Source organism: Mycobacterium sp. NPDC050041, assembly GCF_049541695.1.
Taxonomy (GTDB): domain Bacteria; phylum Actinomycetota; class Actinomycetes; order Mycobacteriales; family Mycobacteriaceae; genus Mycobacterium.
Genome location: NZ_JBMVDG010000005.1, coordinates 18,482 through 41,255, shown reverse-complemented (window position 1 = coordinate 41,255; position 22,774 = coordinate 18,482). Strand labels below are relative to the sequence as shown.

At 70.8% G+C, this 22,774-nt stretch carries 26 protein-coding genes and 1 pseudogene; 8 read left to right on the top strand and 19 right to left on the bottom strand.

Annotation, left to right across the window (positions count from 1 at the left end; all coding sequences use genetic code 11):
• Complete coding sequence (locus ACPCHZ_RS16840) at nucleotides 1-480, bottom strand: MarR family winged helix-turn-helix transcriptional regulator (RefSeq protein ID WP_423485776.1); 480 nt, start codon at nucleotides 478-480, stop codon at nucleotides 1-3.
• A 70-nt stretch (nucleotides 481-550) separates the two neighbouring features.
• Here ACPCHZ_RS16840 and ACPCHZ_RS16835 point away from each other — a divergent pair, with 70 nt between their 5' ends.
• Entirely contained in the window at nucleotides 551-1,246 is a 696-nt protein-coding gene (locus ACPCHZ_RS16835; protein ID WP_423485775.1) for an NAD(P)-dependent oxidoreductase, read from the top strand.
• A 2-nt stretch (nucleotides 1,247-1,248) separates the two neighbouring features.
• On the opposite strand, the gene ACPCHZ_RS16830 is transcribed toward ACPCHZ_RS16835, so the two are convergent.
• From ACPCHZ_RS16830 to gatC, 5 genes and pseudogenes are all read right to left on the bottom strand, one after another.
• Nucleotides 1,249-2,280, bottom strand: a complete 1,032-nt coding sequence (locus ACPCHZ_RS16830; RefSeq protein ID WP_364971392.1) for an ATP-dependent 6-phosphofructokinase — start codon at nucleotides 2,278-2,280, stop codon at nucleotides 1,249-1,251.
• A gap of 82 nt (nucleotides 2,281-2,362) precedes the next feature.
• Nucleotides 2,363-3,010, bottom strand: a pseudogene (locus ACPCHZ_RS16825) (response regulator); the annotation flags it as partial.
• A 25-nt stretch (nucleotides 3,011-3,035) separates the two neighbouring features.
• Nucleotides 3,036-4,208: a sensor histidine kinase gene (locus tag ACPCHZ_RS16820; protein WP_423485774.1), complete on the bottom strand. Its 1,173-nt coding sequence runs from the start codon at nucleotides 4,206-4,208 to the stop codon at nucleotides 3,036-3,038.
• Between the two features lie 79 nt (nucleotides 4,209-4,287).
• Entirely contained in the window at nucleotides 4,288-5,772 is a 1,485-nt protein-coding gene (gene gatA / locus ACPCHZ_RS16815; protein ID WP_423485773.1) for an Asp-tRNA(Asn)/Glu-tRNA(Gln) amidotransferase subunit GatA, read from the bottom strand.
• Nucleotides 5,769-6,068: an Asp-tRNA(Asn)/Glu-tRNA(Gln) amidotransferase subunit GatC gene (gene gatC, locus ACPCHZ_RS16810; RefSeq protein WP_364971395.1), complete on the bottom strand. Its 300-nt coding sequence runs from the start codon at nucleotides 6,066-6,068 to the stop codon at nucleotides 5,769-5,771. Before gatC ends, gatA begins: the two co-directional genes overlap by 4 nt.
• A gap of 114 nt (nucleotides 6,069-6,182) precedes the next feature.
• On the opposite strand from gatC, the gene ACPCHZ_RS16805 reads away from it, so the two are divergent.
• Nucleotides 6,183-6,842, top strand: coding sequence for an amino acid-binding protein (locus ACPCHZ_RS16805; RefSeq protein ID WP_423485772.1), 660 nt, complete (start codon nucleotides 6,183-6,185; stop codon nucleotides 6,840-6,842).
• 7 nt (nucleotides 6,843-6,849) lie between these two features.
• On the opposite strand, the gene ACPCHZ_RS16800 is transcribed toward ACPCHZ_RS16805, so the two are convergent.
• From ACPCHZ_RS16800 to ligA, 4 genes are all read right to left on the bottom strand, one after another.
• Complete coding sequence (locus tag ACPCHZ_RS16800) at nucleotides 6,850-7,326, bottom strand: hypothetical protein (RefSeq protein WP_423485771.1); 477 nt, start codon at nucleotides 7,324-7,326, stop codon at nucleotides 6,850-6,852.
• Nucleotides 7,316-8,191: a DUF58 domain-containing protein gene (locus ACPCHZ_RS16795; protein WP_423485770.1), complete on the bottom strand. Its 876-nt coding sequence runs from the start codon at nucleotides 8,189-8,191 to the stop codon at nucleotides 7,316-7,318. The genes ACPCHZ_RS16800 and ACPCHZ_RS16795 overlap by 11 nt, the downstream gene beginning before the upstream one ends.
• A 7-nt stretch (nucleotides 8,192-8,198) precedes the next feature.
• Nucleotides 8,199-9,197: an AAA family ATPase gene (locus ACPCHZ_RS16790; RefSeq protein WP_423485769.1), complete on the bottom strand. Its 999-nt coding sequence runs from the start codon at nucleotides 9,195-9,197 to the stop codon at nucleotides 8,199-8,201.
• Nucleotides 9,198-9,278: 81 nt separating this feature from the next.
• Nucleotides 9,279-11,351, bottom strand: coding sequence for an NAD-dependent DNA ligase LigA (gene ligA, locus ACPCHZ_RS16785; RefSeq protein ID WP_423486083.1), 2,073 nt, complete (start codon nucleotides 11,349-11,351; stop codon nucleotides 9,279-9,281).
• Between the two features lie 84 nt (nucleotides 11,352-11,435).
• On the opposite strand from ligA, the gene ACPCHZ_RS16780 reads away from it, so the two are divergent.
• Both ACPCHZ_RS16780 and ACPCHZ_RS16775 read left to right on the top strand, forming a co-directional pair.
• The gene (locus tag ACPCHZ_RS16780) at nucleotides 11,436-11,831 is read left to right on the top strand and encodes an MmcQ/YjbR family DNA-binding protein (RefSeq protein WP_423485768.1); all 396 of its coding nucleotides are present in this window, start codon (nucleotides 11,436-11,438) and stop codon (nucleotides 11,829-11,831) included.
• Between the two features lie 38 nt (nucleotides 11,832-11,869).
• Nucleotides 11,870-13,474, top strand: a complete 1,605-nt coding sequence (locus ACPCHZ_RS16775) for a 4-coumarate--CoA ligase family protein (protein ID WP_423486082.1) — start codon at nucleotides 11,870-11,872, stop codon at nucleotides 13,472-13,474.
• On the opposite strand, the gene ACPCHZ_RS16770 is transcribed toward ACPCHZ_RS16775, so the two are convergent.
• From ACPCHZ_RS16770 to ACPCHZ_RS16760, 3 genes are all read right to left on the bottom strand, one after another.
• A complete protein-coding gene (locus ACPCHZ_RS16770) occupies nucleotides 13,471-13,797 on the bottom strand; it encodes an ArsR/SmtB family transcription factor (RefSeq protein WP_423485767.1) in 327 nt (108 codons plus the stop codon). The genes ACPCHZ_RS16775 and ACPCHZ_RS16770 overlap by 4 nt on opposite strands.
• On the bottom strand, nucleotides 13,794-14,288 hold the full coding sequence (locus ACPCHZ_RS16765; protein WP_423485766.1) for an SRPBCC family protein: 495 nt from the start codon (nucleotides 14,286-14,288) through the stop codon (nucleotides 13,794-13,796). The genes ACPCHZ_RS16770 and ACPCHZ_RS16765 overlap by 4 nt, the downstream gene beginning before the upstream one ends.
• Nucleotides 14,289-14,361: 73 nt before the next feature.
• A complete protein-coding gene (locus ACPCHZ_RS16760; protein WP_423485765.1) occupies nucleotides 14,362-15,372 on the bottom strand; it encodes a methionine synthase in 1,011 nt (336 codons plus the stop codon).
• A gap of 52 nt (nucleotides 15,373-15,424) precedes the next feature.
• Between ACPCHZ_RS16760 and ACPCHZ_RS16755 the strand changes: the two genes are divergently transcribed.
• The gene (locus ACPCHZ_RS16755; protein WP_423485764.1) at nucleotides 15,425-16,060 is read left to right on the top strand and encodes a sensor domain-containing protein; all 636 of its coding nucleotides are present in this window, start codon (nucleotides 15,425-15,427) and stop codon (nucleotides 16,058-16,060) included.
• A 17-nt stretch (nucleotides 16,061-16,077) separates the two neighbouring features.
• Here ACPCHZ_RS16755 and ACPCHZ_RS16750 read toward each other — a convergent pair whose 3' ends face one another.
• Complete coding sequence (locus ACPCHZ_RS16750; protein WP_423485763.1) at nucleotides 16,078-16,656, bottom strand: TetR/AcrR family transcriptional regulator; 579 nt, start codon at nucleotides 16,654-16,656, stop codon at nucleotides 16,078-16,080.
• A gap of 97 nt (nucleotides 16,657-16,753) precedes the next feature.
• Between ACPCHZ_RS16750 and ACPCHZ_RS16745 the strand changes: the two genes are divergently transcribed.
• The 3 genes from ACPCHZ_RS16745 to ACPCHZ_RS16735 are packed head-to-tail and all read left to right on the top strand — an operon-like array spanning nucleotide 16,754 to nucleotide 17,983.
• On the top strand, nucleotides 16,754-17,230 hold the full coding sequence (locus ACPCHZ_RS16745) for a DUF1772 domain-containing protein (RefSeq protein WP_423485762.1): 477 nt from the start codon (nucleotides 16,754-16,756) through the stop codon (nucleotides 17,228-17,230).
• A 34-nt stretch (nucleotides 17,231-17,264) separates the two neighbouring features.
• Entirely contained in the window at nucleotides 17,265-17,606 is a 342-nt protein-coding gene (locus ACPCHZ_RS16740; protein WP_423485761.1) for an NIPSNAP family protein, read from the top strand.
• Complete coding sequence (locus tag ACPCHZ_RS16735; protein WP_423485760.1) at nucleotides 17,603-17,983, top strand: DUF4267 domain-containing protein; 381 nt, start codon at nucleotides 17,603-17,605, stop codon at nucleotides 17,981-17,983. The genes ACPCHZ_RS16740 and ACPCHZ_RS16735 overlap by 4 nt, the downstream gene beginning before the upstream one ends.
• Before the next feature lie 8 nt (nucleotides 17,984-17,991).
• Here ACPCHZ_RS16735 and mnmA read toward each other — a convergent pair whose 3' ends face one another.
• The 5 genes from mnmA to ACPCHZ_RS16710 all read right to left on the bottom strand — a co-directional run bounded on the left by mnmA (nucleotide 17,992) and on the right by ACPCHZ_RS16710 (nucleotide 22,771).
• On the bottom strand, nucleotides 17,992-19,059 hold the full coding sequence (gene mnmA, locus ACPCHZ_RS16730) for a tRNA 2-thiouridine(34) synthase MnmA (RefSeq protein WP_423485759.1): 1,068 nt from the start codon (nucleotides 19,057-19,059) through the stop codon (nucleotides 17,992-17,994).
• The gene (locus ACPCHZ_RS16725; protein ID WP_423485758.1) at nucleotides 19,060-20,250 is read right to left on the bottom strand and encodes a cysteine desulfurase family protein; all 1,191 of its coding nucleotides are present in this window, start codon (nucleotides 20,248-20,250) and stop codon (nucleotides 19,060-19,062) included. It lies immediately after the preceding gene.
• Between the two features lie 47 nt (nucleotides 20,251-20,297).
• Nucleotides 20,298-21,188 carry a lysophospholipid acyltransferase family protein gene (locus ACPCHZ_RS16720; RefSeq protein ID WP_423485757.1) on the bottom strand — a complete coding sequence of 297 codons (891 nt, stop codon included), beginning with the start codon at nucleotides 21,186-21,188 and terminating at the stop codon, nucleotides 20,298-20,300.
• Nucleotides 21,185-22,018, bottom strand: coding sequence for a GNAT family N-acetyltransferase (locus tag ACPCHZ_RS16715; RefSeq protein ID WP_423485756.1), 834 nt, complete (start codon nucleotides 22,016-22,018; stop codon nucleotides 21,185-21,187). The genes ACPCHZ_RS16720 and ACPCHZ_RS16715 overlap by 4 nt, the downstream gene beginning before the upstream one ends.
• A gap of 93 nt (nucleotides 22,019-22,111) precedes the next feature.
• Complete coding sequence (locus tag ACPCHZ_RS16710; RefSeq protein WP_423485755.1) at nucleotides 22,112-22,771, bottom strand: nitroreductase; 660 nt, start codon at nucleotides 22,769-22,771, stop codon at nucleotides 22,112-22,114.
• Nucleotides 22,772-22,774 lie beyond the last annotated feature (3 nt).

Here is a 22,774-nt window from a genome sequence, read left to right as displayed (position 1 = left end):
TCAGGACTGCGCCAGCTTCGGGTGCACGCCCGGCTTGAGCGCCAGTCCGGTGGACACCCGCTGCAGCAGGCGCAGGAACTCGGCGCGCTCGGCGGGCGTCAGCGTCGCGGCGATCTCGTCCTCCTGCGCGCGGCCCTGCGCGTCGAGCGCAGGCAGCAGTTCGCGGGCCTTGTCGGTGAGCGTGACGGCGAACGCCCGCCGGTCGTCGGGATGCGGCCTGCGGGTCACCAGGCCCTGGGCCTCGAGGGTGTCCACGACGCCGACCATCACGTTGCGGTGGATCCCCAGCCGCGACGACAGCTGACGCTGCGACTGCCCGTCGTCGGCGTGCAGCGCCATCAGCACCGCATACGTGCGCGGCCCGACTCCGAACGGCTGCAGGCGCGCCACGAAGTCGTCGGCGACGAGCACCCCGAGCTGCGACAACAGGAACGGGATGCGCTCGTGGAGTTCGGCGATGCCCGGCGGATCCTCCGTCATGCCAGCAGACTAGCCCGCGGCATGATTGTCACATAGAGTGATAATCACACCAAGTGACAAAGGAGACGACATGACCATCGTGATCTTCGGCGCCAACGGGCAGACCGGCAGACTGCTGACGCGCTTCGCGGTCGACCGCGGTCTGCATGCGGTCGCCGTGACCCGCCGGCCCGACGACTTCCCCTTCGCCCATCCGAATCTGCGGGTGGTCTGCGCCGACGTGCGCGACCCCGCCTCGGTCGAGGATGTGGTCGCGGGCGCCGACGCCGTGGTGTCCACCCTCGGCGTGCCGATGAGCCGCCGCCCGATCGACACCTACTCGGTCGGCGCGACGAACACGGTCGCGGCCATGCGGCGGGCCGGAGCCGCGCGCCTGGTCGTCGTGAGCTCGACCGCGGTCACCACGTATCCGGGCCGCACCGGTGCGCCGGTGGCACTGCGCGTCGTCGAGCCGATCCTGAAGAACACCCTCGGCAAGTCGACATATGCCGACCAGCGCCGCATGGAGGGCATCGTCGCCGGCAGCGGTCTCGACTGGACCGTGGTGCGGCCGTCCGGATTGTTCGACCTGCCGCATGTCACCGATTATGCTGCCGGCCAACGTGATCCGATCGGCGCGTTCACCTCGCGCGCCGATCTGGCGGACTACCTGCTGCGATCGGCGACCACCGCGGACGGCGACCGCGGCGTGGTGACGATCTCCACGGTCACCGACACCCCGACGCTGTGGCAGATGGTGCGCCGCGAAGCGTTCGCCGGCGCCTGAGGTCAGCCGAAGAACTCCGCGGCGTCGTCGTAACGGGTCTGCGGCACGAGCTTGAGCTGACGGACGGCGTCGGCCAACGGAACCCGGCCGATCTCCTGACCGCGCAGCGACACCATCATCCCGAACTCGCCGGCGTGGGCGGCGTCCGCGGCGTTCACCCCGAAGCGGGTGGCCAGCACCCTGTCGAACGGGGTCGGGGTGCCGCCGCGCTGCACGTGCCCCAGCACGGTGACGCGGACCTCCTTGTTGATCCGCTTCTCGACCTCCATCGCGAGTTGCTGCGCCACACCGGTGAACTTCTCGTGACCGAACTCGTCGATTCCGCCCTGAGCCAGCCGCATCGACCCCTCGGCCGGCTTCGCGCCCTCGGCGATGACACAGATGAAATGCGAGTCACCGCGCACGAAGCGACCCTTGATCAGCCGGCACACCTCTTCGACGTCGAACGGCACCTCGGGGATCAACGTCATGTGGGCACCCGAGGCCAGGCCGGCGTTCAGCGCGATCCAGCCCGCATGCCGGCCCATCACCTCGACGAGCATCACCCGCTGGTGCGATTCGGCGGTGCTGTGCAGGCGGTCGATCGCCTCGCTCGCGACGGTCAGCGCCGTGTCGTGGCCGAATGTCACGTCAGTGCAATCGATGTCGTTGTCGATGGTCTTGGGCACCCCGACCACCGGGACGTTCTCCTCGGAGAGCCAGTGCGCCGCGGTGAGCGTGCCCTCGCCGCCGATCGGGATCAGCACGTCGATCCCGTTGTCGTCGAGGGTCTGCTTGATCTGGTCGAGCCCGGCGCGCAGCTTGTCCGGATTGGTGCGCGCCGTGCCCAGCACAGTGCCGCCCTTGGCCAGCAGGCGGTCGTTGCGGTCGTCGTTCTTCAGCTGGATCCGGCGGTCCTCGAGCAGGCCGCGCCATCCGTCGAGGAAGCCGACGACCGTCGAGCCGTACCGCACGTCGCAGGTGCGGACCACCGCGCGGATCACCGCGTTCAGGCCAGGACAGTCACCGCCACCGGTGAGAACTCCGATCCGCATGATCTATACCGTTCCTCGCGTGCCCATGAACCCCGATCCTGCCAGCATCGTCGGTTCGCGGCTCGTCAGCAATGGAACGGGCGAACGGGGACACCAGCCCGGACTCGTAGGCGATCACCACCGCCTGCGCGCGGTCACGCAGGCCCAGCTTCGAGAAGATCCTCCCGACATGAGTTTTCACGGTCTCCTCCGACACCACCAACTCCGCCGCGATCTCGGCGTTCGACATGCCGCGGGCCAGCAGCGCCAAGACCTCGGTCTCCCGCGGTGTCAGGCGCGCCAGCTCGTCGGCGGAGCGGCGCGGCACGGCATGCCGGCTCACCAGGTCCGCGATCACCCGCCGGGTGACCGACGGCGCCAGCAGCGCGTCGCCCGCCGCGACGACGCGCACCGCGCGGATCAGCTCGTCGGCGGGCGCGTCCTTGAGCAGGAAGCCGCTGGCACCGGCCCGCAACGCCGCGTAGACGTAGTCGTCGACGTCGAACGTGGTGAGCATCACGACCTTCGACGTGGTCTGCGCCAGGATCTCGCGGGCGGCGTCCAACCCGTTCATCTCCGGCATCCGGACGTCCATCAACACCACGTCCGGCGCGCAGGCGAGGACGCCGGCCACCGCGTCGCGCCCGTTGGCCGCGTCGCCGACCACGCTGATGTCGGTCTGGGCCGCCAGCAGCGCGCCGAAGCCCTGCCGCACCATCGCCTGGTCGTCGGCGATGAAAGCGGTGATCATCGGCGGGCCGGGCGCGTGGGGAGCGTCAGACCGGACACCCCGACACGGTAGCCGGGACGCAGGGCAGATAGGACCAGACGACGAACTCGCCCTCGGTGTCGTGGACGGCGACGATGCCGCCGACCGCCGCGGCCCGCTCCCGCATGCCGGCGATGCCGAGGCCCGGCACCGGAGGGTCCCACGATTCACTCACCCGTGGGTTGCGGATCTCGACGCCGACACCGTCGACGGTGATGTTCACCTCGGCGGCGACCGTCGCCCCCGGTGCGTGCCGCGCGGCGTTCGCCAGACACTCCTGCACGATCCGGTACGCGGCCGAGCCGACCAGGTCCCCCACCAACTCCGTCGGCCCGTCGATCCGCCAGGTCAGGTGCACACCCGCGCGCTGCGTGGCGGTGAACAGCGCGGGCAGGTCGGCGATCGTCGGCGCGGGAGCCAGGTCGGCAGGCTCGACACCACTGCGCAGCACACCAAGCAGGCCGCGGATCTCGTTGAGCGCCTCACGTCCGGTCGCGGCGATCGTCTCGAACTCGGCCTGCAGGCCCGGTGGCACATCGGCGTGGCGATACGGCGCGGTCTGCGCCGACACCACCACCATCGACATGTGGTGGGCGACGACGTCGTGCAGGTCGCGCGCGATCCTGGTGCGCTCCTGCAGCACCGTGCGCCTGGCCCGCTCCAGGTCGCCGACCTCCTCCAGTTCGGCGACCCGCCGTCGGGACAGCACCAGCCAACGCACCAGCACCACCGCGAACACGATGGCGGTGACTCCGAAGGCCCAGCCGCCGTCCACGTGATTCGGCATCGCGACGAGGAACAGCAGTGCGGTTGCCAGCCACACCCTGACGACGACCGGCAGCGGGCGGGTCCAGACCACGGCGACGGTCAACACCAGCAGCACGATGAGGTGCACGACCTGCCACGGGTAGGTCCACCCCGGCTGCCTGTCGAAGAACAGCGGGATCAGCACCGCCGACACCACCGAGATCGACCATCCGACAAGCGGATTGACCGACAGGAACAGGATCGGCAGGGCGGCCGGCGCGGCGACGATCGGCGCCAGCGCCGCAGGCACCTGGTGGGTGACGAACAGCGTCGGCCAGGCCACCGCGTACAGCACCCCGGCGGCGGCGACCACCACCCAGTCCGTCCAGTGTCCGCGCCGCACCCAACCCGTCGAACCGCTCGGCCTGTTCACGATCCGAATGCTAGGACGGTTTCACCGCCCGGCCATCCCCCTGCGGGGGGATCCGCGACTGGCTCGGCGGAGCCAGCCGCTAGAGCGCGGTCGGCAGCGCTCCGCGGGCCGCCTCGTAGGCCGCGCCCACCCGGTACAGCCGGTCGTCGGCCAGCGCAGGCGCCATGATCTGCAGGCCGACGGGCAGACCGTCGTCCGGCGACAACCCCGACGGCACCGACATGCCGCAGTGCCCGGCCAGGTTCAGCGGCAGCGTGCACAGGTCGAACAGGTACATCGCCAGCGGGTCGTCGACCTTCTCCCCCAGCGGGAACGCCGTGGTGGGCGTCGCCGGGGACACCAGCACGTCGACGCTGCGGTACGCCTCGTCGAGGTCGCGGGCGATCAGCGTGCGAACCTTCTGCGCCTGGTTGTAGTACGCGTCGTAATAGCCCGCCGACAACGCATAGGTGCCGATCATGATGCGGCGCTTGACTTCTGGGCCGAAGCCCGCGGCCCGGGTCAACGCCATGACCTCCTCGGCACTGTGCGTGCCGTCGTCGCCGACGCGCAGTCCGTAGCGCATCGCGTCGAAACGGGCCAGGTTCGAGGACACCTCCGAGGGCAGGATCAGGTAGTAGGCGGCCAGCGAGTGGTCGAAGTGCGGACAGTCGACCTCGGTGACCTCGGCGCCGAGCGCGGTCAGCTGGTCGACCGCCGCGGTGAACGACGCCAGTACCCCCGGCTGATAGCCGTCGCCGCGCAGCTGGCGCACCACACCCACCCGCACACCGGACAGGTCGCCGTCCGCGCCGGCCCGTGCCGCGGCCACCACGTCCGGCACGTCGGCCGTCACCGACGTGGAGTCCTTCGGGTCGTGCCCGGCGATCACCTCGTGCAGCAGCGCCGTGTCGAGCACCGTGCGGGCGCACGGCCCGCCCTGATCCAGCGACGACGCGCAGGCGATCAACCCGTACCGCGACACCGTGCCGTAGGTCGGCTTCACCCCGACGGTCGCGGTCAGCGCCGCGGGCTGGCGGATCGAACCGCCGGTGTCGGTGCCGATGGCCAGCGGCGTCTGGAACGCCGCGAGCGCGGCGGCGCTGCCCCCGCCGGAACCACCGGGGACGCGGTCGACGTCCCACGGGTTGCGGGTGGGCCCGTACGCGGAGTTCTCCGTCGACGAGCCCATCGCGAACTCGTCCATGTTGGTCTTGCCGACGATCGGGATGCCCGCCGCCCGCAGTCGCGTGGTGACGGTGGCGTCGTAGGGCGATCGCCAGCCCTCGAGAATGCGTGAGCCGCAGGTGGTGGGCATGTCGGTCGTGGTGAACACGTCCTTGAGCGCCAGCGGGACGCCGGCCAGCGCCGAGGGCAGCCGCTCTCCGGCCGCGACGGCCTCGTCGACACGGGCGGCCGCCGCCAGCGCCGCATCCCCGGCCACGTGCAGGAAGGCGTGGTAGCGCTCGTCGGTCGCGGCGATCTGGTCCAGGCATGCCTGGGTGACCTCGGTGGAAGACACCTCACCGGCGGCGATGCGGCCGGCCAGGGTGGCGGCGTCGAGGCGGGTCAGCTCGCTGCTCACTCCGGCTCCCCCAGGATGCGCGGGACCGCGAAGCGGCCGTCGACGGCGTGCGGGGCCGCGGCCAGCGCCTCGTCCTGCGTCAGGCACGGCTCGACCGTGTCGGGGCGCATGACGTTGACGTCGGTCAGCGGATTGCCGGTGGGCTCGACACCGGTGACGTCGACCGCCTGGATCCTGCCGACGTGGCCGAGGATCGCGTCCAGCTGGCCGGCGAAACCGTCGAGTTCGTCATCGGTGAGCGCCAACCGGGCCAAACGGGCCAGGTGGGCAACCTCGTCTCGGGAGATCTGCGACACGACAGAACAGCCTAGTCACGGCCGGTCGGGCCGGTCCGGCGGGCTTCCGGGCGGTGGGTGGGCGTGTCCCGGCGCGGCGGGCGGGACGCAGCCCGTTGTGTCACAGTGTCAGCCGTGCCTTCGTATCTCCTGCGGGTCCAGTTGGACGACCGGCCGGGCAGTCTCGGCTCGCTGGCGGTCGCACTGGGCTCGGTGGGCGCCGACATCCTGTCCCTCGACGTCGTCGAGCGCGCCTCCGGATACGCCATCGACGACCTGGTGGTCGACCTGCCCGCGGGCGCGATGCCGGACATGCTGATCACCGCCGCGGAGAACCTCAACGGCGTCTACGTCGACAGCATCCGCCCCCACACCGGGCTGCTGGAGGCGCACCGCGAGCTGGAGTTGATCGATCACATCGCCGCCGCGTCGGGCCGCGACGGGAAGCTGCAGGTGCTGGCCGACGAGGCGCCGAAGGTGCTGCGGGTCGGGTGGTGCACCGTGGTGCGCTCGACCGCGGACGGCGTCGAGCGGATCGTCGGCAGCGCCTCGGCCCCGGAGACACAGGCCGGGTCCGCTCCGTGGCTGCCGCTGGAGCGTGCCGCCGCGCTGGACGGCGCGGCCGAATGGGTGCCGCAGGTGTGGCGCGACATGGACACCACCCTGGCCGCCGCGCCGCTGAGCGAACCGCAGTGCGCGGTCGTGCTCGGCCGCCCCGGCGGGCCGCTGTTCCGGCCGTCGGAGGTGGCCCGGCTGGGCTATCTGGCCGGCATCGTGGCGACCATCCTGCGCTGACCGGCCGTCAGTTCCAGGTCGTCACGAGCGCTTCGGTGGCGGCGCCCAGCTCGATCACATCGACGTCGGAGTCGGCGTTGAACTGCACGTCGTCGATCCGTTCCAAAAGCGGTGCGGCATGGGCGAGGTCGCCGCGCGCGATGTCGCCGGTGTGCAGGTACTGCGCCCCGACACCGGTCCGCACGGACAGGAAACTCCGGACCACCCGGGCGAGTTCGGTGCCGGCTTCGGCCGCCGTCAGCTCATGACGGCGGTGCCGCTCGGTGATGGCCCGCACCGACCGCACGAACCGGCGCTCGGTCAGGCGCCGGTGCACATCCCGTACAACCGGGATGCGCCGCAAGCGTTCCGGCGGCAACGTCCACAGCACCACGGCCGTCCACCAGAGCAGCACGGCGACGACGAGAACGGCCGCCAGCAGCAGCCAGCCCGTCGAGTACGGCAGCGGGCCGCCGACGAAGCGCAGCAGATCCTCACCCGGCACGGCGGTACGCCTCGGTCACCGTGGTGAGCTTCGCGCGCACGTCGGCGCTGCCCGTGATGCGGGCAAACGGCACACCGCGGGCGGTCATCGTCTCGACCAGCGCGGTGAGGCGGCGGCGCTCGGCCTTGCGGTAGGCGGCCAGCACCCGTGGGCCCAGGCTGTGGCCGTCGAGCACCACCCGCCCCGTCGCCACGTCGACGCCCTCGTGCCCGCCGTCGGCCGGGCCGCCCACGGCCGGCATGTCCGAGATCATCAGCCAGAGCACGTCATGGCGGCCCGCGAGGCGGCGGATCGCCTCGTCGAGGCGGGGACTGACCTCCGGCTCGTCGGAGATCACCACGAGCAGCACCGGCCGCCGGTGGTGGCGCGCGACGTACTCGAGCTGGCTGACGATGTCGCTGATGCCGACGTCGCCACGGCTGTGCAGGTAGAACTGCTCGATCAGGCCCTCGATGTGCGGTTCACCGCGGCCGCTGCGCATGTGCTGCGAGCCGCGGACGTCGCCGTAGACCAGGCCCACCTCGTCGGTGCGGCGCAGTGCGATCAGGCCGATGGCACCCATCGCCACCGCCGCGACGTCGCGCTTGAGCTCTCCGCCGGGGGCGAGTGCGGACATGTTGCGACCCGCGTCGGCCACCAGCAGGATCTTGTGATGCTTCTCGGTGACGAACCGCTTGACCAGCACCGAGCCCGCCCTCGCGGTCGCCCGCCAGTCGATGTCGCGGATCTCGTCACCGGGGACGTAGGGTCGCAGATCGTCGAACTCCATAGTGCGCGTGTGCAACAACGCGTAGTGGCCGCCCTCGAGCATTCCCCGGGTGTCGGAGCCGAAGTACTGTTTGGCCCGGTTGAGGTGCCTGCCCATGACGGACTCAGGGCACCCGGACGGAGTGCATCACGGCGTCGACGACGGTCTCAGTGGTGACACCGGCGCTGACGGCCTCGAAGCCGAGGACGAGCCGGTGGCGCAGCACGCGGTGCGCGAGATCGCGGATGTCGTCGGGCAGCACGTGATTGCGGCCGGCCAGCAACGCCAGCGCCCGGGCGGACCGGCAGAACGCGATCGTCGCGCGGGGACTGGCGCCGTACTCGACGAGGCGGGCGAGCTGCGGGCTGAGGAACTCGTCGGGGTTGCGGGTGGCGTACACCAGCTGGCTCACGTAGTGCACCAGCTTGGGGTCGAGATGCACCCGGGCGGCGACCCGCTGGATCATCCGCATCTCGTCGAGGCTGATGACGGGCGCGGTGGCGTGCGCGCGGTCGTAGACACCGGCGTCCATGCGGAACATCACCTCCGCCTCCTCCTGGGGCGTCGGGTAGCGCAGCACCTCCTTGAGCATGAACCGGTCGGTCTGGGCCTCCGAGAGCGGGTAGGTGCCCTCCTGATCGACGGGATTCTGGGTGGCGATCACCAGGAACGGCTCGGGAATCGGGTAGAGCCGGCCGGCGATGGTGGTCTGCCGCTCCTCCATCGCCTCCAGCATCGCGCTCTGGGTCTTGGCGCTGGACCGGTTGATCTCGTCGAGTATCACGATATTCGTGTGCACCGGACCCAGTTGCGTGACAAAGGAACTGGTGGCCGCGTCGTAGATCTGGGTGCCGATGATGTCGCTGGGCAGCAGGTCCGGTGTGCACTGGATCCGCTGGAATCCGCCGGAGATCGATTCGGCGACGACGCGCGCCGCGGTGGTCTTGGCAAGGCCGGGAACGCCTTCGAGCAGGATGTGGCCGCCTGTCAGCAGGCCGATCAGCAGCGTCTCGCGCAGATTCTCCTGGCCGACGACCTTGGCCGAGAACGCCTCGGCGATGCCTGCCACCACGCGGCGGGTCCGGTCCAGCTGCTCGACGTCGGACGGGCTGCTCGTGGTCATCGGGCTCAGAGTAGCCGTCCGCCGGTTCCCCAAACATCGCCGCGCGGCCGCAGCAAACGGCGAGCCGCCCGCGGCCTGGGCTCAGACGGCGTCGGGGCCACCGTCGAGCAGCCGGGTGAAGCCGTCCTCGTCGAGCACGGGAACTCCCAGTTCGACGGCCTTGTCGAACTTGGAGCCCGGAGAGTCGCCCGCGACGACGTAGGCCGTCTTCTTCGACACCGATCCGGCGGCCTTGCCGCCGCGCGCGATGATCGCCTCCTTGGCCTCGTCCCGGGAGTACCGGGTGAGCGATCCGGTGACGACGATCGACAGCCCCTCCAGCGTGCGGGCGATGCTGGCGTCGCGCTCGTCGGCCATCCGGACACCGGCGTCGCGCCACTTCTCCACGATGGCGCAGTGCCAGTCGACGGTGAACCATTCCTTGACCGCGGCGGCGATGGTCGGCCCGACACCCTCGGTGGCGGCCAACTCCTCCTCCGATGCCTCGATGACCGCGTCCAGGCTGCCGAACTCGGTGGCCAGCGCGCGGGCCGCGGTGGGCCCGACGTGCCGGATCGACAGGGCGACCAGCACCCGCCACAGCGACTGACTCTTCGCCTTGTCCAGATTGGCCAGCAACCGCCTGCCGTTGGCCGACACCTCACCGGCCTTGGTGGTGAACAGGTCGGTGCGCAGCAGGTCGTCGGCGGTGAGCGTGAAGAGGTCGCCCTCGTCGGTGATGACCTGCGCCTGCAGCAGCGCGATGCCCGCCTCGTACCCGAGGCCCTCGATGTCGAATGCGCCGCGGCCCGCGACGTGGAACACCCGCTCACGCAGTTGCGCCGGGCAGGTCCGCGCGTTCGGGCAGCGGATGTCGGCGTCGCCCTCCTTGGCCGGCGCCAGTTCGGTGCCGCACTCGGGGCAGTGCGTGGGCATCACGAACTCGCGTTCCGAGCCGTCGCGCAGGTCGACCACCGGGCCGAGCACCTCGGGGATCACATCCCCCGCCTTGCGGATGACGACGGTGTCACCGATCAGCACGCCCTTGCGCTTCACCTCCGAGGCGTTGTGCAGCGTCGCGAGGCCGACGGTGGAACCCGCCACCTTGACCGGCTCCATGTAGGCGAACGGTGTGACGCGGCCGGTGCGGCCCACGTTGACGCGGATGTCGAGCAGCTTGGTCTGCGCCTCCTCGGGCGGGTACTTGTAGGCGATCGCCCAGCGCGGTGCGCGTGATGTCGCCCCGAGCCGGCGCTGCAGCGACACCTCATCGACCTTGACCACCAGGCCGTCGATCTCGTGCTCGACGTCGTGGCGGTGCTCGCCCCAGTACGCGACACGCTCGGTCACCGCGTCGACACCCTGCACCCGGGTGGTGTGGTCGGACACCGGCAATCCCCACGCCTGCAGTGCCCGGTAGGCGTCGTGCAGCGTCGTGGGTGTGAAGCCCTCGACCCGGCCAAGGCCGTGGCAGATCATCCGCAGCCGGCGCCGCGCCGTCACTGCGGGGTTCTTCTGGCGCAGTGAACCGGCCGCGCTGTTGCGGGGGTTGGCGAACGGCGGCTTGCCCTCGGCGACCAGGCCGGCGTTGAGATCCTCGAAGTCGGCCAGCCGGAAGAACACCTCGCCGCGCACCTCGAGCACCGTGGGCAGCGGGAATTCGTCGGTGGCGGTGAGCCGTTCGGGCACGTCCTCGATGGTGCGGGCGTTCAGCGTGACGTCCTCGCCGGTGCGGCCGTCGCCCCGGGTGGCGGCACGCTCGAGCTTGCCGTCCCGGAAGACCAGCGCCAGCGCCACGCCGTCGATCTTGAGCTCACACAGGTAGTGCGCGTCGTCGCCGATCTCGCCCTTGAGGCGGGCGGCCCACGCCGCGAGTTCGTCGGGGGTGAACACGTTGTCCAGGCTGAGCATGCGCTCGAGGTGCTCGGCCGAGGTGAAGTCGGTGGCGAAGCCCGCGCCGCCGACCAGCTGTGTCGGCGAGTCGGGGGTGCGCAGTTCCGGGTGGGTGTCCTCGAGTGCCTGCAGCCGGCGCAGCAGGGTGTCGAACTCCGCGTCGGTGATGATCGGCGCGTCCTTGACGTAGTAGCGGAACTGATGCGCGCGCACCTCGTCGGCGAGTTCCTGCCAGGCCCGTCGCACGTCGGCGTCCGGCGCCTCCTCGGCCTGTTCGGCCAGCGCCGACTCGGCGTCTTTCGAGCTCACCTACGCAGGCTATCGAAGCGCTGTGACAACGGCGCCGGAGCGCTTAGCCTGACGGGCATGCCGCACCCGATCATGTTCCGCGAGGGCGATCCCGGACTGGCGGAAGTGCGTGAGATCGCGCTGAGTTACCCGGAGGCCTACGAGAAGGTGTCCCACGGCAGGCCCGGCTTCTTCGTGGCGAAGATGTTCGCGATGTACGGCGGCAGCACCAAGGAGAGCGGCTCGATGGAGACCGTCCCGCACTGCGTGATGGTCAAGGTCGGCAAGTCCGACCACGAGGCGCTGCTGCAAGACGACCGCTTCTTCTTTCCGGCCTACATGGGCCCGTCGGGCTGGCTCGGGCTCGACTTCACCAAGGGCGATGTCGACTGGGACGAGGTGCGCGAGCTCGTCGACGCGTCGTACCGGTTGGTGGCGGGCAAGAAGCAGATCAAGCTCCTCGACGGACTCTGACCGGCCGCGCGGCCGGGCGTGGTTCGATGGCAGGCACCATGAGTTTCGCGAGCCCATACCCCGACGTCCACATCCCCACCACGAGCCTGTACGACTACCTGTTCGGCGACCTGTCCGAGGCCGACGCGCAGCGGGTCGCGCTGGTCGACGCCGCACCCGGCACCGAGATCACCTACGGCGAGATGCTCACCCGCATCGACGCGTTCGCCGGTGCGCTGGCCGATCGCGGCATCGGCGTCGGTGACGTGGTCGGGCTGCTCTCCCCGAACAGCTCGGCCTTCGCGATCGCGTTCCACGGCATCCTGCGGGCGGGCGCGACGGCCACCACCATCAACGCGCTGTTCACCGCCAAGGACGTCGCCAAGCAGCTGACCGACTCGGGCGCACGGCTGCTGGTCACCGTCGGCCCGCTGCTGGCCCAGGCCGCCGAGGCCGCCGAGGCGGTCGGCCTGCCCGCCGACCGGCTGTTGGTGCTCGACGGCCCCGGACTCGCCGCCGACGGCCACCCCAATGCCGACGACCTGCTCGGCCCCGGTCACCCCGCCCCGGATGTCGACTTCGACCCGGCCACCCACCTCGCGGTGCTGCCCTACAGTTCCGGCACCACTGCAAACCCCAAGGGCGTCATGCTCACCCACCGCAACCTGGCCGCCAACGTCGCCCAGATCCGCCCGGTGCAGGGCATGACCGCCGATGACCGCATCCTGGCCGTGCTGCCGTTCTTCCACATCTACGGCATGACGGTGCTGCTCGACGCCGCGCTGCACGCCAGGGCGCGGCTGGTGATCATGCCGAAGTTCGACCTGAGCGACTTCCTGCAGAACATCGCCGAGCACCGGTGCACCTTCGCGTTCATCGCGCCGCCGGTGGCCGTGGCGCTCGCCAAGCACCCGATGATCGACGACTACGACCTGTCGAGCCTGCGCGGGATCATGTCCGGCGCCGCACCGCTGGACGCCGACCTCGGCCGGGCGGTCGCCGAGCGACTGGACTGCGCGGTGGTGCAGGGCTACGGCATGAGCGAGCTCAGCCCCGTCAGTCACGTCACCCCGTTCGACGGCGGCACCGAACTCGTGGGCGCGGTCGCGCCGCTGAGCTCGAGCGGCTGGACGGTGCCGAACGCCGAGAGCCGGATCGTCGACGGCGAGACCGGGGACGAGATCGGCATTCCGGCAGAGGGTTTGAGCGCTACCGGAGAGCTGTGGTTCCGCGGGCCAAACGTGATGGCGGGTTACCTGAACAACGAGCAGGCCACCGCCGAGACCATCGACGGCGACGGCTTCCTGCACACCGGCGATCTGGCGCAGGTGGACTCGAACGGCTGCGTGTACATCGTCGACCGGCTCAAGGAGCTGATCAAGTACAAGGGCTATCAGGTGCCGCCCGCCGAACTCGAGGCGGTGCTGCTCAGCCATCCGTCGATCGCGGATGCGGCGGTGATCGGCGTGAACGACGCTGAGGGCGAAGAGGTTCCGAAGGCGTTTGTCGTCGCGCAGTCGGACGCCGAGCTGACCGAGGACGACGTGATCGAGTTCGTCGCCGGTGAGGTGGCGCCGTACAAGAAGGTGCGGATGGTCGAGTTCATCGACGCGATACCGAAGTCCGCGTCGGGCAAGATCCTGCGGAAGGACCTGCGCCGCTAGTCGTCCTCGACGAGGGCGCGCAACCGCTCGATCGCGCGGTCCCACCGTGTCGACAGCGCGGTCAGGTAGTCGCTGGCCTCCGCGAGCGGTTCCGGGCGCATCCGCCAGATCCTCTCGCGGCCCTGCCGGTGACTGCTCACCAGACCCACCGCCTCGAGCTGCAACAGATGCTTGGTGGCGGCCTGCCGGGTCACCGGGATCACCTGGGTGACTTCCGATGTCGAGCACGGGCCGCCGTCGCAGAGCCGGATGACGATGCGCAGCCGGTTCGCGTCGCCGAGGGCGTCGAACAGCGGTGCGGTGGCCTCGACGGTGGTACTCACACCTTTTCGTCCAGCGCCAGGTACTTGCCGACCAGCTCGGCCTGCAGCGACCAGCCCTCGCTGTTGGCCTCGAAGGCCGACGCCCGGCGCGCGGCCGGAACGGCGTCGAAGCCGGATTCGACGATGCGCAGCAGCACGCCGCCGTCGGCCTCGGTGAGGGTGAACTCCACCAGGGTCGTCGGTTCGGCGGAGTAATCGGCGCCCGGCTCGACGGCATACGGATGCCAGCGGAATGCCAACCGGCGCTTCGGTTCCACCGCGACGATGTGCCAGCTGTCGGCCTGCCCCGCGTAGGGCTCCTGCATGCCGGCCACCCGGTCGTCCACCGCCGTCGGCGTCATGACGCCGGTCACGGTCGCGCCCTCGACGAACGGTCCGTCGAAGCGCACGCCGAACCAGCGGCCGAACTCGTCGGCGTCGCTGATCGCCCGCCACACCCGCTCCAGCGGGGCCCGCAGCAGTACTTCCTTCTCGATGCGATCGGTATTCATATGCAACCTCCTGGTTGCTCCTCACGCTAGCGGAGGCCGGCGAGAAAGGCAACCTTTCGGTTGCGTCTTGCGGTCAGACCGCTGCGGTGTCAACCGCCAGGACGTCGGCGGCCCTCTGTGCCAACCCGACGGCAGTGCGCGCCCACTCGGGCGTGGACCCCGCCAGACCGCACGCGGGGGTGATGCCGATCCGGTCGGTGATCACCGACCGGGCGAATCCGAGCCGGTCGGTCAGCGTCACCACCGCCTTCGCGACGTCCTCGGCCGACGTCGGTGCGGTCGGGGACGCCGAGGGCACCACACCCAGCACCACGGCGCGGCCGCTGTCGACGAATTCTCCGACACCGTCGAGGTCGGCGACCGTGAGTGTCGCGCTGTCGACCGAGATGGCGTGAAGAGTGCTGCGCAGGAACAGCTTCCACGGTAGATCGGGGGCACAGCTGTGCAGCGCGACGTCACCGCCGACCGTGGCGACGCACTCGTCGAGCAGCGCGGTGGCCACCGGCTCGTCGACCGGGTGCACCGGGCTGAAACTGGTGACGCCGGTGAGCCGGCCCGCCAGCGCGGCAGGCAGCAGGGGTTCGTCGAACTGCACCACCACCGGCGTGCCGAGGCGCCGCTGCAGTTCCGCGCGATGACCCGCCACCCCTTCGGCGAGCGAGGAGGTGAGGTCGCGTACCGCACCCGGGTCGGTGATCGCGCGATGTCCGCCGGGCAGTTCGAGTTCCGCCGACAGGGTGATCGGTCCCGGCGCCTGCACCTTCACCGTGCGCCCGGAGCCGGCCAGTCCTGCCTTCTCCCAGGCCTCCTCGAGCGCGTCGATGTCCTCGGCGAGCAGACTCGCCGCACGGCGCCGCGCGGTGCTGCGGCCGGGGGCGATGCGGTAGCCGCGCGGCACGATGTCGATGCCGATGTCGACCAGCAGTCCCCCCGCCCGGCCGATCATGTCCGCGCCGACCCCGCGCGACGGCAGCTCGACGAGATGCGGCAGGGTGTGCAGCTCCCCCACCACGACCTCGGCGGCCTGACGCGGGTCGGCGCCGGGCCAGGATCCGATACCGGTCGCCCCGGCGAAAACGCTCACCCGTTTGACGATATGCGACCGGGTTAAAGTCGTGACGACGGAAGGGGCCGCCATGTGCGCTCGGGCCCGGTGGCTGCTGTTCGTCGCGGTGCTGCTCGTGGCGGGGTGCGCCCACACCGTCGGCGGCAATGCGGTGCGGCCGGTGCCCGGCATCGACGACCACTCACGCTCACCCGTCGACGTGGACACGGTGCTCCTCGAACAGTCGCAGATGCGCGCCATCACCGGCGCCGGCGAGGACTTGACCGTCATCCCGTCGATGGACGGCAAGTTCCCGGTCGACATCGAAGCGCTGATGCCGACGGTGCCGCCGCAGTGCGGCTGGGTCTACGCCGAGACGCAGACCTTCGGTCCGGACGTCGAGGAGTTCCACAAGACGACGTTCCAGAACCCGCCCGACGGCGGGCTCATCTCGCAGGGCGCCGCCGGCTACCGCGATCCGGTGACGGCCCGCCGCGCCTTCGACGGCCTTGTCGGTCACATCGACCGCTGCGACGGCACCGGTGCCGGGTCGTCGATCGTCGGGGACTGGACGGCCTCCGATGATGCGGCACAGACCCGGCCCGGCGGGTGCGGCCGGGACTACCGCCTCAAGTCCGTGGTGCTGGTCGAGGTGACGTTCTGCAGTTTCCCGGATTCGGTGCCCGACATCGTGATGACCAACATCCTGGCCAGGATTCGGGAGTAGTCCCGCGGGGCGTGCCGTCAGCGGCTTGCCATGAACGACTCGACGAGCAGATCGAGACGTTCCGCGTCATGGCCGGGGCGTAACCGGCCGGCGCGGGTGAGGGTGACCAGGCCGTGCAGCCCGGCCCAGAACACCTCGGTGAGCGCGTCCGCGTCCTGCCCGGCGGCGACCAGGGCGAGCGCCTGTCGAAGCTCGGTGAAGGCCGCCGTCAGCTGGGGCGGTGTGTCCTGGGCGGCGAAGCGCAACGTGGTCGCACGAATGAACATCACGTCGTAGAGGGCCGGATTGTCGCGGGCGAAGTCGAGGTAGGCGCGCGAGACCCGGGTGAGGACATCCCGGCCCGTGCCGGGGCCGGAGCGGGCGGCCCGGAGCACCTTCACGAACTCGCCGAAGCCCTCGATCGCCACGGCCCCGGCGATCTGTTCCATGCCGGTGAAGTGCTTGTACAACACCGGTTGGCTGTACTCGATCTCGGCGGACAGGCGACGCGTGGTGACCGCGTCCCAGCCTTCGGACTCGGCCAGTCGGCGGGCCGCGTCGACGATCAGCCCTCGACGGGCGGCGCGCTCGCGCTCTCGGCGCTCGTCGATCGGCATACCGCACGATATCACCGCTAGTAATGCTAGCGCTGCTATTGACGTCGGACGGGCTGGGGGTTAGCGTTGCTAACACCTACTCGACCGAGGAGTCCCCATGGACCTGGACCTCATCACCCGCGTCGTCGCCTTGATCGCGGTGCTCGGCGCCGCGGTGGTCTACGGCACCGACGTGTTCTGTGCGGTCGTGCTGCGGCCCGCTCTGGCCGCGGTCGACGACGGCGTGCTGGTCGCGGTGACCGGGCACGTTCACCGCTACGGCGACCGGCGGATGCCGGTGCCCGGAGTGCTCGGCATCCTCGCGACCGCGGCCACCGCGGTGCTGGCCGCGGTGGCCGCGCACTGGGCGCAGGCCATCGCGGCGGCAATCGCGCTGGTCCTGCTGTCGATCTGGCTGGTGCTCTACCTCCGGGTGAGCGCACCCATCAACCGGCAATTGACCGCTGCCGCCGACGCGGGGCGGTCGCTACCGGACGGGCGTGCGCTGCAGGCACGGTGGGACCGGATCATCGGTGCTCGCGCCGCCCTGCAGGGAGTGGCAGTGGCCGCCCTGTGCATCGCGTTGATCGCCTGAGTTCCCAAAGACGACTGGAAGAGAGCGGGATTCGATGTTCCAACTCAGGATCTACACACTGCGGTCACCCGAGGCTCTGCAGCGGTACGCGACCGTGCACTGGGCCCGCCACGTCACGACCTTCGCCACGTTCGGGGTCGATACTCACGGTGTCTGGACCGAACACGCAGGCGGAGCACATCGACTCGTCGCGCTGATCACTTATCCACCCGGCGCCGACCCCGAACACCTCACGCGACACATCATGGCCAGTCCCGACTTCGCCGCCGACATGGCCGGCTTCGACGCCGATGACATCGTCGACGTCGAATCGGTACTCCTCGATCCGATGCCGTTCTCCCCCAATTCCTCCCAGTTCCAGGAGTCTCTGTCATGACCCTCACCACCGTCGCCTACGTGCTCGCCGGGCTCATCGCCGCGGCCATCATCGTCATCGGCGCGCGATTCCTCGTCGCGCCGCGCGCCGCCGCCGCCGGCTACGGTGTGCAGCCCGATCTCGATCAGCGTTCCACCGGCGCCTACCTGAGCGTCAAGGGCATCCGTGACATCGCCTCAGGACTGTTCGTCGTCATCCTGATGGTTGCCGGCGTCACGCATCTGCTCGGCTGGATAATCCTGGCCGCCACCATCATTCCGATCGCCGACGCGGCCATCGTGCTCGCCAACGGAGGGCCGAAGTCGATCGCCTGGGGAGTACACGGCCTCACCGCCGCCGTCATGGTGACGACGTCGGCGCTACTGCTGATCCCCTAGGGGTACGGCTAGCCGCGGATCGTCGCGCTACCCAGCACCTCGTCGCCCTCGGGGTCGGGACGGTAGAGCACCATGGTCTGGCCCGGTGCCACCCCGCGCAGCGGAGCCCGCAGGTCCACCGTGAGCACGCCGTCAGCCAGCGCCGCGACACCGTCGGCGACGCCGCCGTGCGCACGCACCTGCACCGCACACTCCACCGGGCCGTCGGGCGCCGACCCGCTGGTGAACACCGGACGCTCGCCCGTCAGGCGCCACACGTCCAGATCCTCCCGATCGCCGACGCGAACCGTTCCGGTCGCGGCATCGATGTCCGTCACGTAACGCGGTCGCCCGTCCGGGCCGGGCCCGGCGATGCCCAGGCCCTTGCGCTGTCCGACCGTGAAGCCGTGCACCCCGTCGTGCTCGGCGAGCACGGCGCCGCCCGAGTCGACGACCGCTCCGCGCCGCACGCCGATGCGGGCGCCCAGGAACGCCCGGGTGTCGCCGGACGGGATGAAGCAGATGTCGTGGCTGTCCGGCTTGTCCGCGACGGCCAGGCCGCGGCGGGCCGCCTCCTCGCGGATCTGCGCCTTCGGGGTGTCGCCGATCGGGAACAACGCGTGGCGGAGTTGGCCCGCGGTGAGCACACCCAGCACATAGGACTGGTCCTTGTCGTGGTCGACGGCGCGGCGCAGCCGGCCTGCGGACAGCCGCGCGTAGTGCCCGGTCGCGACGGCGTCGAAGCCGAGCGCCAGGGCGCGGGCCGCCAGAGCGGAGAACTTGATCTTCTCGTTGCACCGCACGCACGGGTTGGGCGTCTCACCGCGGGCGTAGGACGCGACGAAGTCGTCGATCACGTCCTCCTTGAAGCGGTCCGCGAAATCCCATACGTAGAACGGGATGTCGAGGATGTCGGCCACCCGCCGGGCGTCACCGGCGTCCTCCTTCGAGCAGCACCCGCGCGATCCGGTGCGCAGCGTGCCTGGCGCGGCGGACAGCGCCAGATGCACACCCACGACGTCGTGGCCGGCGTCGACCATCCGGGCGGCGGCGACCGAGGAGTCGACACCGCCGCTCATCGCGACCAGGACCCGCATCTACTCCAGCACCCCGGAACTGGCCAGCGCCGCCTGGCGCGCGCGCTCCACCGCCGCGGGCAGGACCGCCAGCGCGGCATCGACATCGGCGTCGGTACTGGTGTGCCCCAACGACAGCCGCAGCGAACCGCGGGCGCTCACCGGGTCGGCACCCATCGCGATCAGCACGTGCGACGGCTGCGCAACGCCTGCGGTGCACGCCGATCCGGTCGAGCACTCGATTCCCTTGGCGTCCAACAGCATCAGCAGAGAGTCGCCTTCGCACCCGCGGAAGGTGAAGTGGGTGTTCCCGGGCAGCCGGCCGCCGTCACGGGCACCGTTGAGGTAGACGTCGTCGATGCCCGAGAGCACGCCGTCGATCAGCCGGTCGCGCAGCTGCTGCACCCGCGCACTGGTGACGGCCATACCTTCGATCGCCACCCGGGCCGCCGCGGCCATCGCCACCGCCCCCGCGACATCCGGTGTGCCGGAACGGACGTCGCGCTCCTGGCCGCCACCGTGCAGCAGCGGCACACAGGCGGTGTCGCGGCGCAGCAGCAGCGCACCGACACCGGTCGGTCCGCCGAACTTGTGGGCCGCGACGCTCATCGCGGACAGGCCGCTGGCGGCGAAATCGACCGGGATCTGGCCGACGGCCTGGATCGCGTCGCTGTGCATCGGGATGTCGAACTCGGCGGCCACCGCGGCCAGCTCGGGCACCGGCAGCACGGTCCCGACCTCGTTGTTGGCCCACATCACCGTCACCAGCGCGACGTCCTCGGGGTGCTGAAGCGCGGCCCGCAGCGCGGCGGGCGTCACCGAACCGTCCGGTTCCACGGGCAGCCAGGTCACCTCGGCGCCCTCGTGCTCGGCGAGCCACTCCACCGCGTCGAGCACGGCGTGGTGCTCCACCGGCGTGGTGATGATGCGGCGGCGCCGCGGATCGGCGTCGCGGCGGGCCCAGTAGATGCCCTTGATCCCGAGGTTGTCGCTCTCGGTGCCGCCCGCGGTGAACACCACCTCCGACGGGCGGGCGCCCAGCAGGTGCGCCAGCGCCTCGCGGGCCTCCTCCATCCGCCTGCGGGCCAGCCGGCCGGTGCCGTGCAGCGACGACGCGTTACCGACCGTCGCCAGCACAGCGGTCATCGCCTCGATGGCGGCGGGGTGCATCGGGGTGGTGGCGGCGTGGTCGAGATAGACCGGCTCGGACATAACCGTTCAAGGATACCGGCCACCTCTGGGCCGCTCGCCTCGCCTGGTCAGGCCGCCAGGGCGTGCACGGACGCCGGTGTGGCGGACACCGCAGGCCGGTCCTGCCCGCGGACCAGCGCCTCGCAGCGTGCGGCGAGGTCGCGGCGGTCGACGCCGGGCAGTTGCAGCGACGCGACCTCGATGTGGCAGACCGTCAGGCGTGCGCCGGTAACCCGGCGCAGCGACTCCAGCAGCGTGTCGTCGCCGACGAAAGCGGGAACCGTCGACGGCCTGCCGTCGCGGTGGTGGTAGTTCAGCCGCAGCGGTTGCACCGGCCTGCCCGCGTCCACCGCGGCCTGGAACATCGCAGGACGGAACCGGCCGTAGCCCAGCCCGCACCACGTGGTGCCCTCGGGGAACGCCACCACGGTGTGGCCGGCCCGCAACCGGTCGGCGACGGCGGCCACCACGGCAGGCAGGCGGCGCAGGCTGGCCCGGTCGATCGGGATGACCTTCACCATGCGCGCGAGCCGCCCGATGGCGGGCCACTCGACCAGGTCCGCCCGCGCGACGAACGACCCTGGCAGCACGGCCCCGATCGCGAAGATGTCCAGCCACGACACGTGCCCGCTCACCACGAGCACACCGCGCAGGTTGCGGATCGGGCCGCCCGACACGGTGATCCGCACGCCCAGGCAGCGCAGCATCAGCCTGCAGTAGGCCCGCTGGACGTGTGTGCGGCCGGGCAGCGGCACCGCGAGCAGTGGCAGCGCAGGCGCCAACAGCAGGGCCATGGTCAGCCGGAGCGCGGTGCGCAGTCGCACCAGGACGGGCCGGCTCGGCTGCCCGACGCCGGCGCTGACACAACCGGAATTGCAGGAGGCCCGGGGCAGCCAGGGGTGGTCGGCCACCGGGGAAGGCTGCGGGCCGGGTGCCGACGCGGCGCCCAGGCCGGTCATCGGGTCACCCCTTCGGCCATCGTCGATGCGGCCGAGACCGACCGCAGGCGTTTCAGGTACCGGGTGTCGGCCTGACGCTTGTCGAGCAGCGCCGGGAAGTCGCCGACGCCGAAGTCCGGATCGTGGGCGGGATCGCCGCAGATCCGCGCACCCAGGCGCAGGTAGCCGCGCATCAGACCGGGAACGGCCAGGCGCTCCGGGGGTTCGATGTCGTCGAGTCCGCGCCCGTCGAGCACCACCGGGCGGTACGGGTGCACGGTGAACTGCTCCGGGGCGGCGTGCCTGCGCCGGACGAAGTCGCGCACCCCGCGGACCTGGCTGCCCGGCGCTCCGCCGTCTGTGTGCGTCGGGACGGACACACAGCCGGTGACGTAGTCGTATCCGCAGCGGTCCAGGTAGGCCAGGATGCCCGCCCACATCAGCAGCACCACGCCGCCGTTGCGGTGGTCCTCGCGCACCACCGCGCGCCCCATCTCCACCAGCGACGGCCGCAGCGCATCGAGCGCGCTGACGTCGAATTCCGTTGCGGTGTAGAGACCGCCGGCGGCGATGGCGCCCGGGGGTGGCAGCATCCGGTAGCAGCCGACGAGCTGACCGGACTCCTCCTCGCGGACCAGCAGGTGATCGCAGTACTCGTCGAAGCGGTCGGCGTCGCGGCCGTCGGTGGCGCCGGCCAGCGCGAAGCCCGGCTCAGAGGTGAACACGTCGTGACGCAGCCGCTGGGCGGCCTCGATCAGGTCGGAGTCGGTGGACAGCAGGAGTGAATACCGCGGGACGTTCACCGAGGTGGTCTGTTGATCGGCGGCGATGAGTACAGCAGCAGTGCTCATGGTCAGCACGCTCGCCTAGCCGGGTCTCGGGACGGCGTCGTGTGCATGACGTGTCCGTGAGCGCTGGATGACGAACTGTGGTCGCCGCCGCTCTCAGGAGTCGAGGATCACCACGTTCTCGCTCACCGGGTTCCGGGGCATGACGAGGTGGTTGACCGGAGACGCGGGATCCGGATAGCCGATCGACAGGCCGCACAGCACCGACAGGTCGTCGCCGATCTCCAGTTGCTCCCGCACCACCTCCGGATACAGCGCGATCGACACCTGCACACAGGTGCCGACGCCCCGCTCGGTGAGCGCCAGCAGCAGCGTCTGCAGGAACATCCCCACCCCGAGTGCGTCCACCGCACCGAAGTCGCGGTGCATGCACACCACCCCGGCCACCGGCGCGCCGAAGAACTCCCAGTTGCGCCGCTGAGCGTTCCACCGGCCCTGCCGGTCGTCCCGCTCGATGCCCATCGCGCCGTACACCAGGGCGCCGCTCTGCATCCGCCGGTACGCGAACTTCGGCGGCAGGCCGGCCGAGGCCAGCGCGGGCGGCGTCGTGTCGACGGCGGCGAGCAGGGCCGCGACCAGCCGTGCCCGGCGATCGCCCGTGGCGAGGAACAGCTGCCACGGCTGGGTGTTGGAGTTCGACGGCGCCCGCATCGCCAGCTCCAGCGCCTCGTCGAGCAGCGCGCGCGGGACAGGTCTGTCGGGCAGGAACATCCGGTTGGAGCGACGCGTCCGCACCACCTCGTCGAGGCCGGTCATCCC

Coding starts and splice junctions, on each gene's coding strand:
- ACPCHZ_RS16735 (WP_423485760.1), top strand. CDS start 17,603: ATGACCCTCACCACCGTCGCCTACGTGCTCGCCGGGCTCATCGCCGCG.
- ACPCHZ_RS16745 (WP_423485762.1), top strand. CDS start 16,754: ATGGACCTGGACCTCATCACCCGCGTCGTCGCCTTGATCGCGGTGCTC.
- ACPCHZ_RS16720 (WP_423485757.1), bottom strand. CDS start 21,188: ATGACCGGCCTGGGCGCCGCGTCGGCACCCGGCCCGCAGCCTTCCCCG.
- ACPCHZ_RS16710 (WP_423485755.1), bottom strand. CDS start 22,771: ATGACCGGCCTCGACGAGGTGGTGCGGACGCGTCGCTCCAACCGGATG.
- ACPCHZ_RS16750 (WP_423485763.1), bottom strand. CDS start 16,656: ATGCCGATCGACGAGCGCCGAGAGCGCGAGCGCGCCGCCCGTCGAGGG.
- ACPCHZ_RS16795 (WP_423485770.1), bottom strand. CDS start 8,191: ATGGGCAGGCACCTCAACCGGGCCAAACAGTACTTCGGCTCCGACACC.
- ACPCHZ_RS16780 (WP_423485768.1), top strand. CDS start 11,436: ATGCCGCACCCGATCATGTTCCGCGAGGGCGATCCCGGACTGGCGGAA.
- ACPCHZ_RS16725 (WP_423485758.1), bottom strand. CDS start 20,250: ATGTCCGAGCCGGTCTATCTCGACCACGCCGCCACCACCCCGATGCAC.
- ACPCHZ_RS16765 (WP_423485766.1), bottom strand. CDS start 14,288: ATGAATACCGATCGCATCGAGAAGGAAGTACTGCTGCGGGCCCCGCTG.
- ACPCHZ_RS16715 (WP_423485756.1), bottom strand. CDS start 22,018: ATGAGCACTGCTGCTGTACTCATCGCCGCCGATCAACAGACCACCTCG.
- ACPCHZ_RS16840 (WP_423485776.1), bottom strand. CDS start 480: ATGACGGAGGATCCGCCGGGCATCGCCGAACTCCACGAGCGCATCCCG.
- ACPCHZ_RS16775 (WP_423486082.1), top strand. CDS start 11,870: ATGAGTTTCGCGAGCCCATACCCCGACGTCCACATCCCCACCACGAGC.
- ACPCHZ_RS16830 (WP_364971392.1), bottom strand. CDS start 2,280: ATGCGGATCGGAGTTCTCACCGGTGGCGGTGACTGTCCTGGCCTGAAC.
- ACPCHZ_RS16755 (WP_423485764.1), top strand. CDS start 15,425: ATGTGCGCTCGGGCCCGGTGGCTGCTGTTCGTCGCGGTGCTGCTCGTG.
- ACPCHZ_RS16835 (WP_423485775.1), top strand. CDS start 551: ATGACCATCGTGATCTTCGGCGCCAACGGGCAGACCGGCAGACTGCTG.
- ACPCHZ_RS16790 (WP_423485769.1), bottom strand. CDS start 9,197: ATGACCACGAGCAGCCCGTCCGACGTCGAGCAGCTGGACCGGACCCGC.
- ACPCHZ_RS16740 (WP_423485761.1), top strand. CDS start 17,265: ATGTTCCAACTCAGGATCTACACACTGCGGTCACCCGAGGCTCTGCAG.
- mnmA (WP_423485759.1), bottom strand. CDS start 19,059: ATGCGGGTCCTGGTCGCGATGAGCGGCGGTGTCGACTCCTCGGTCGCC.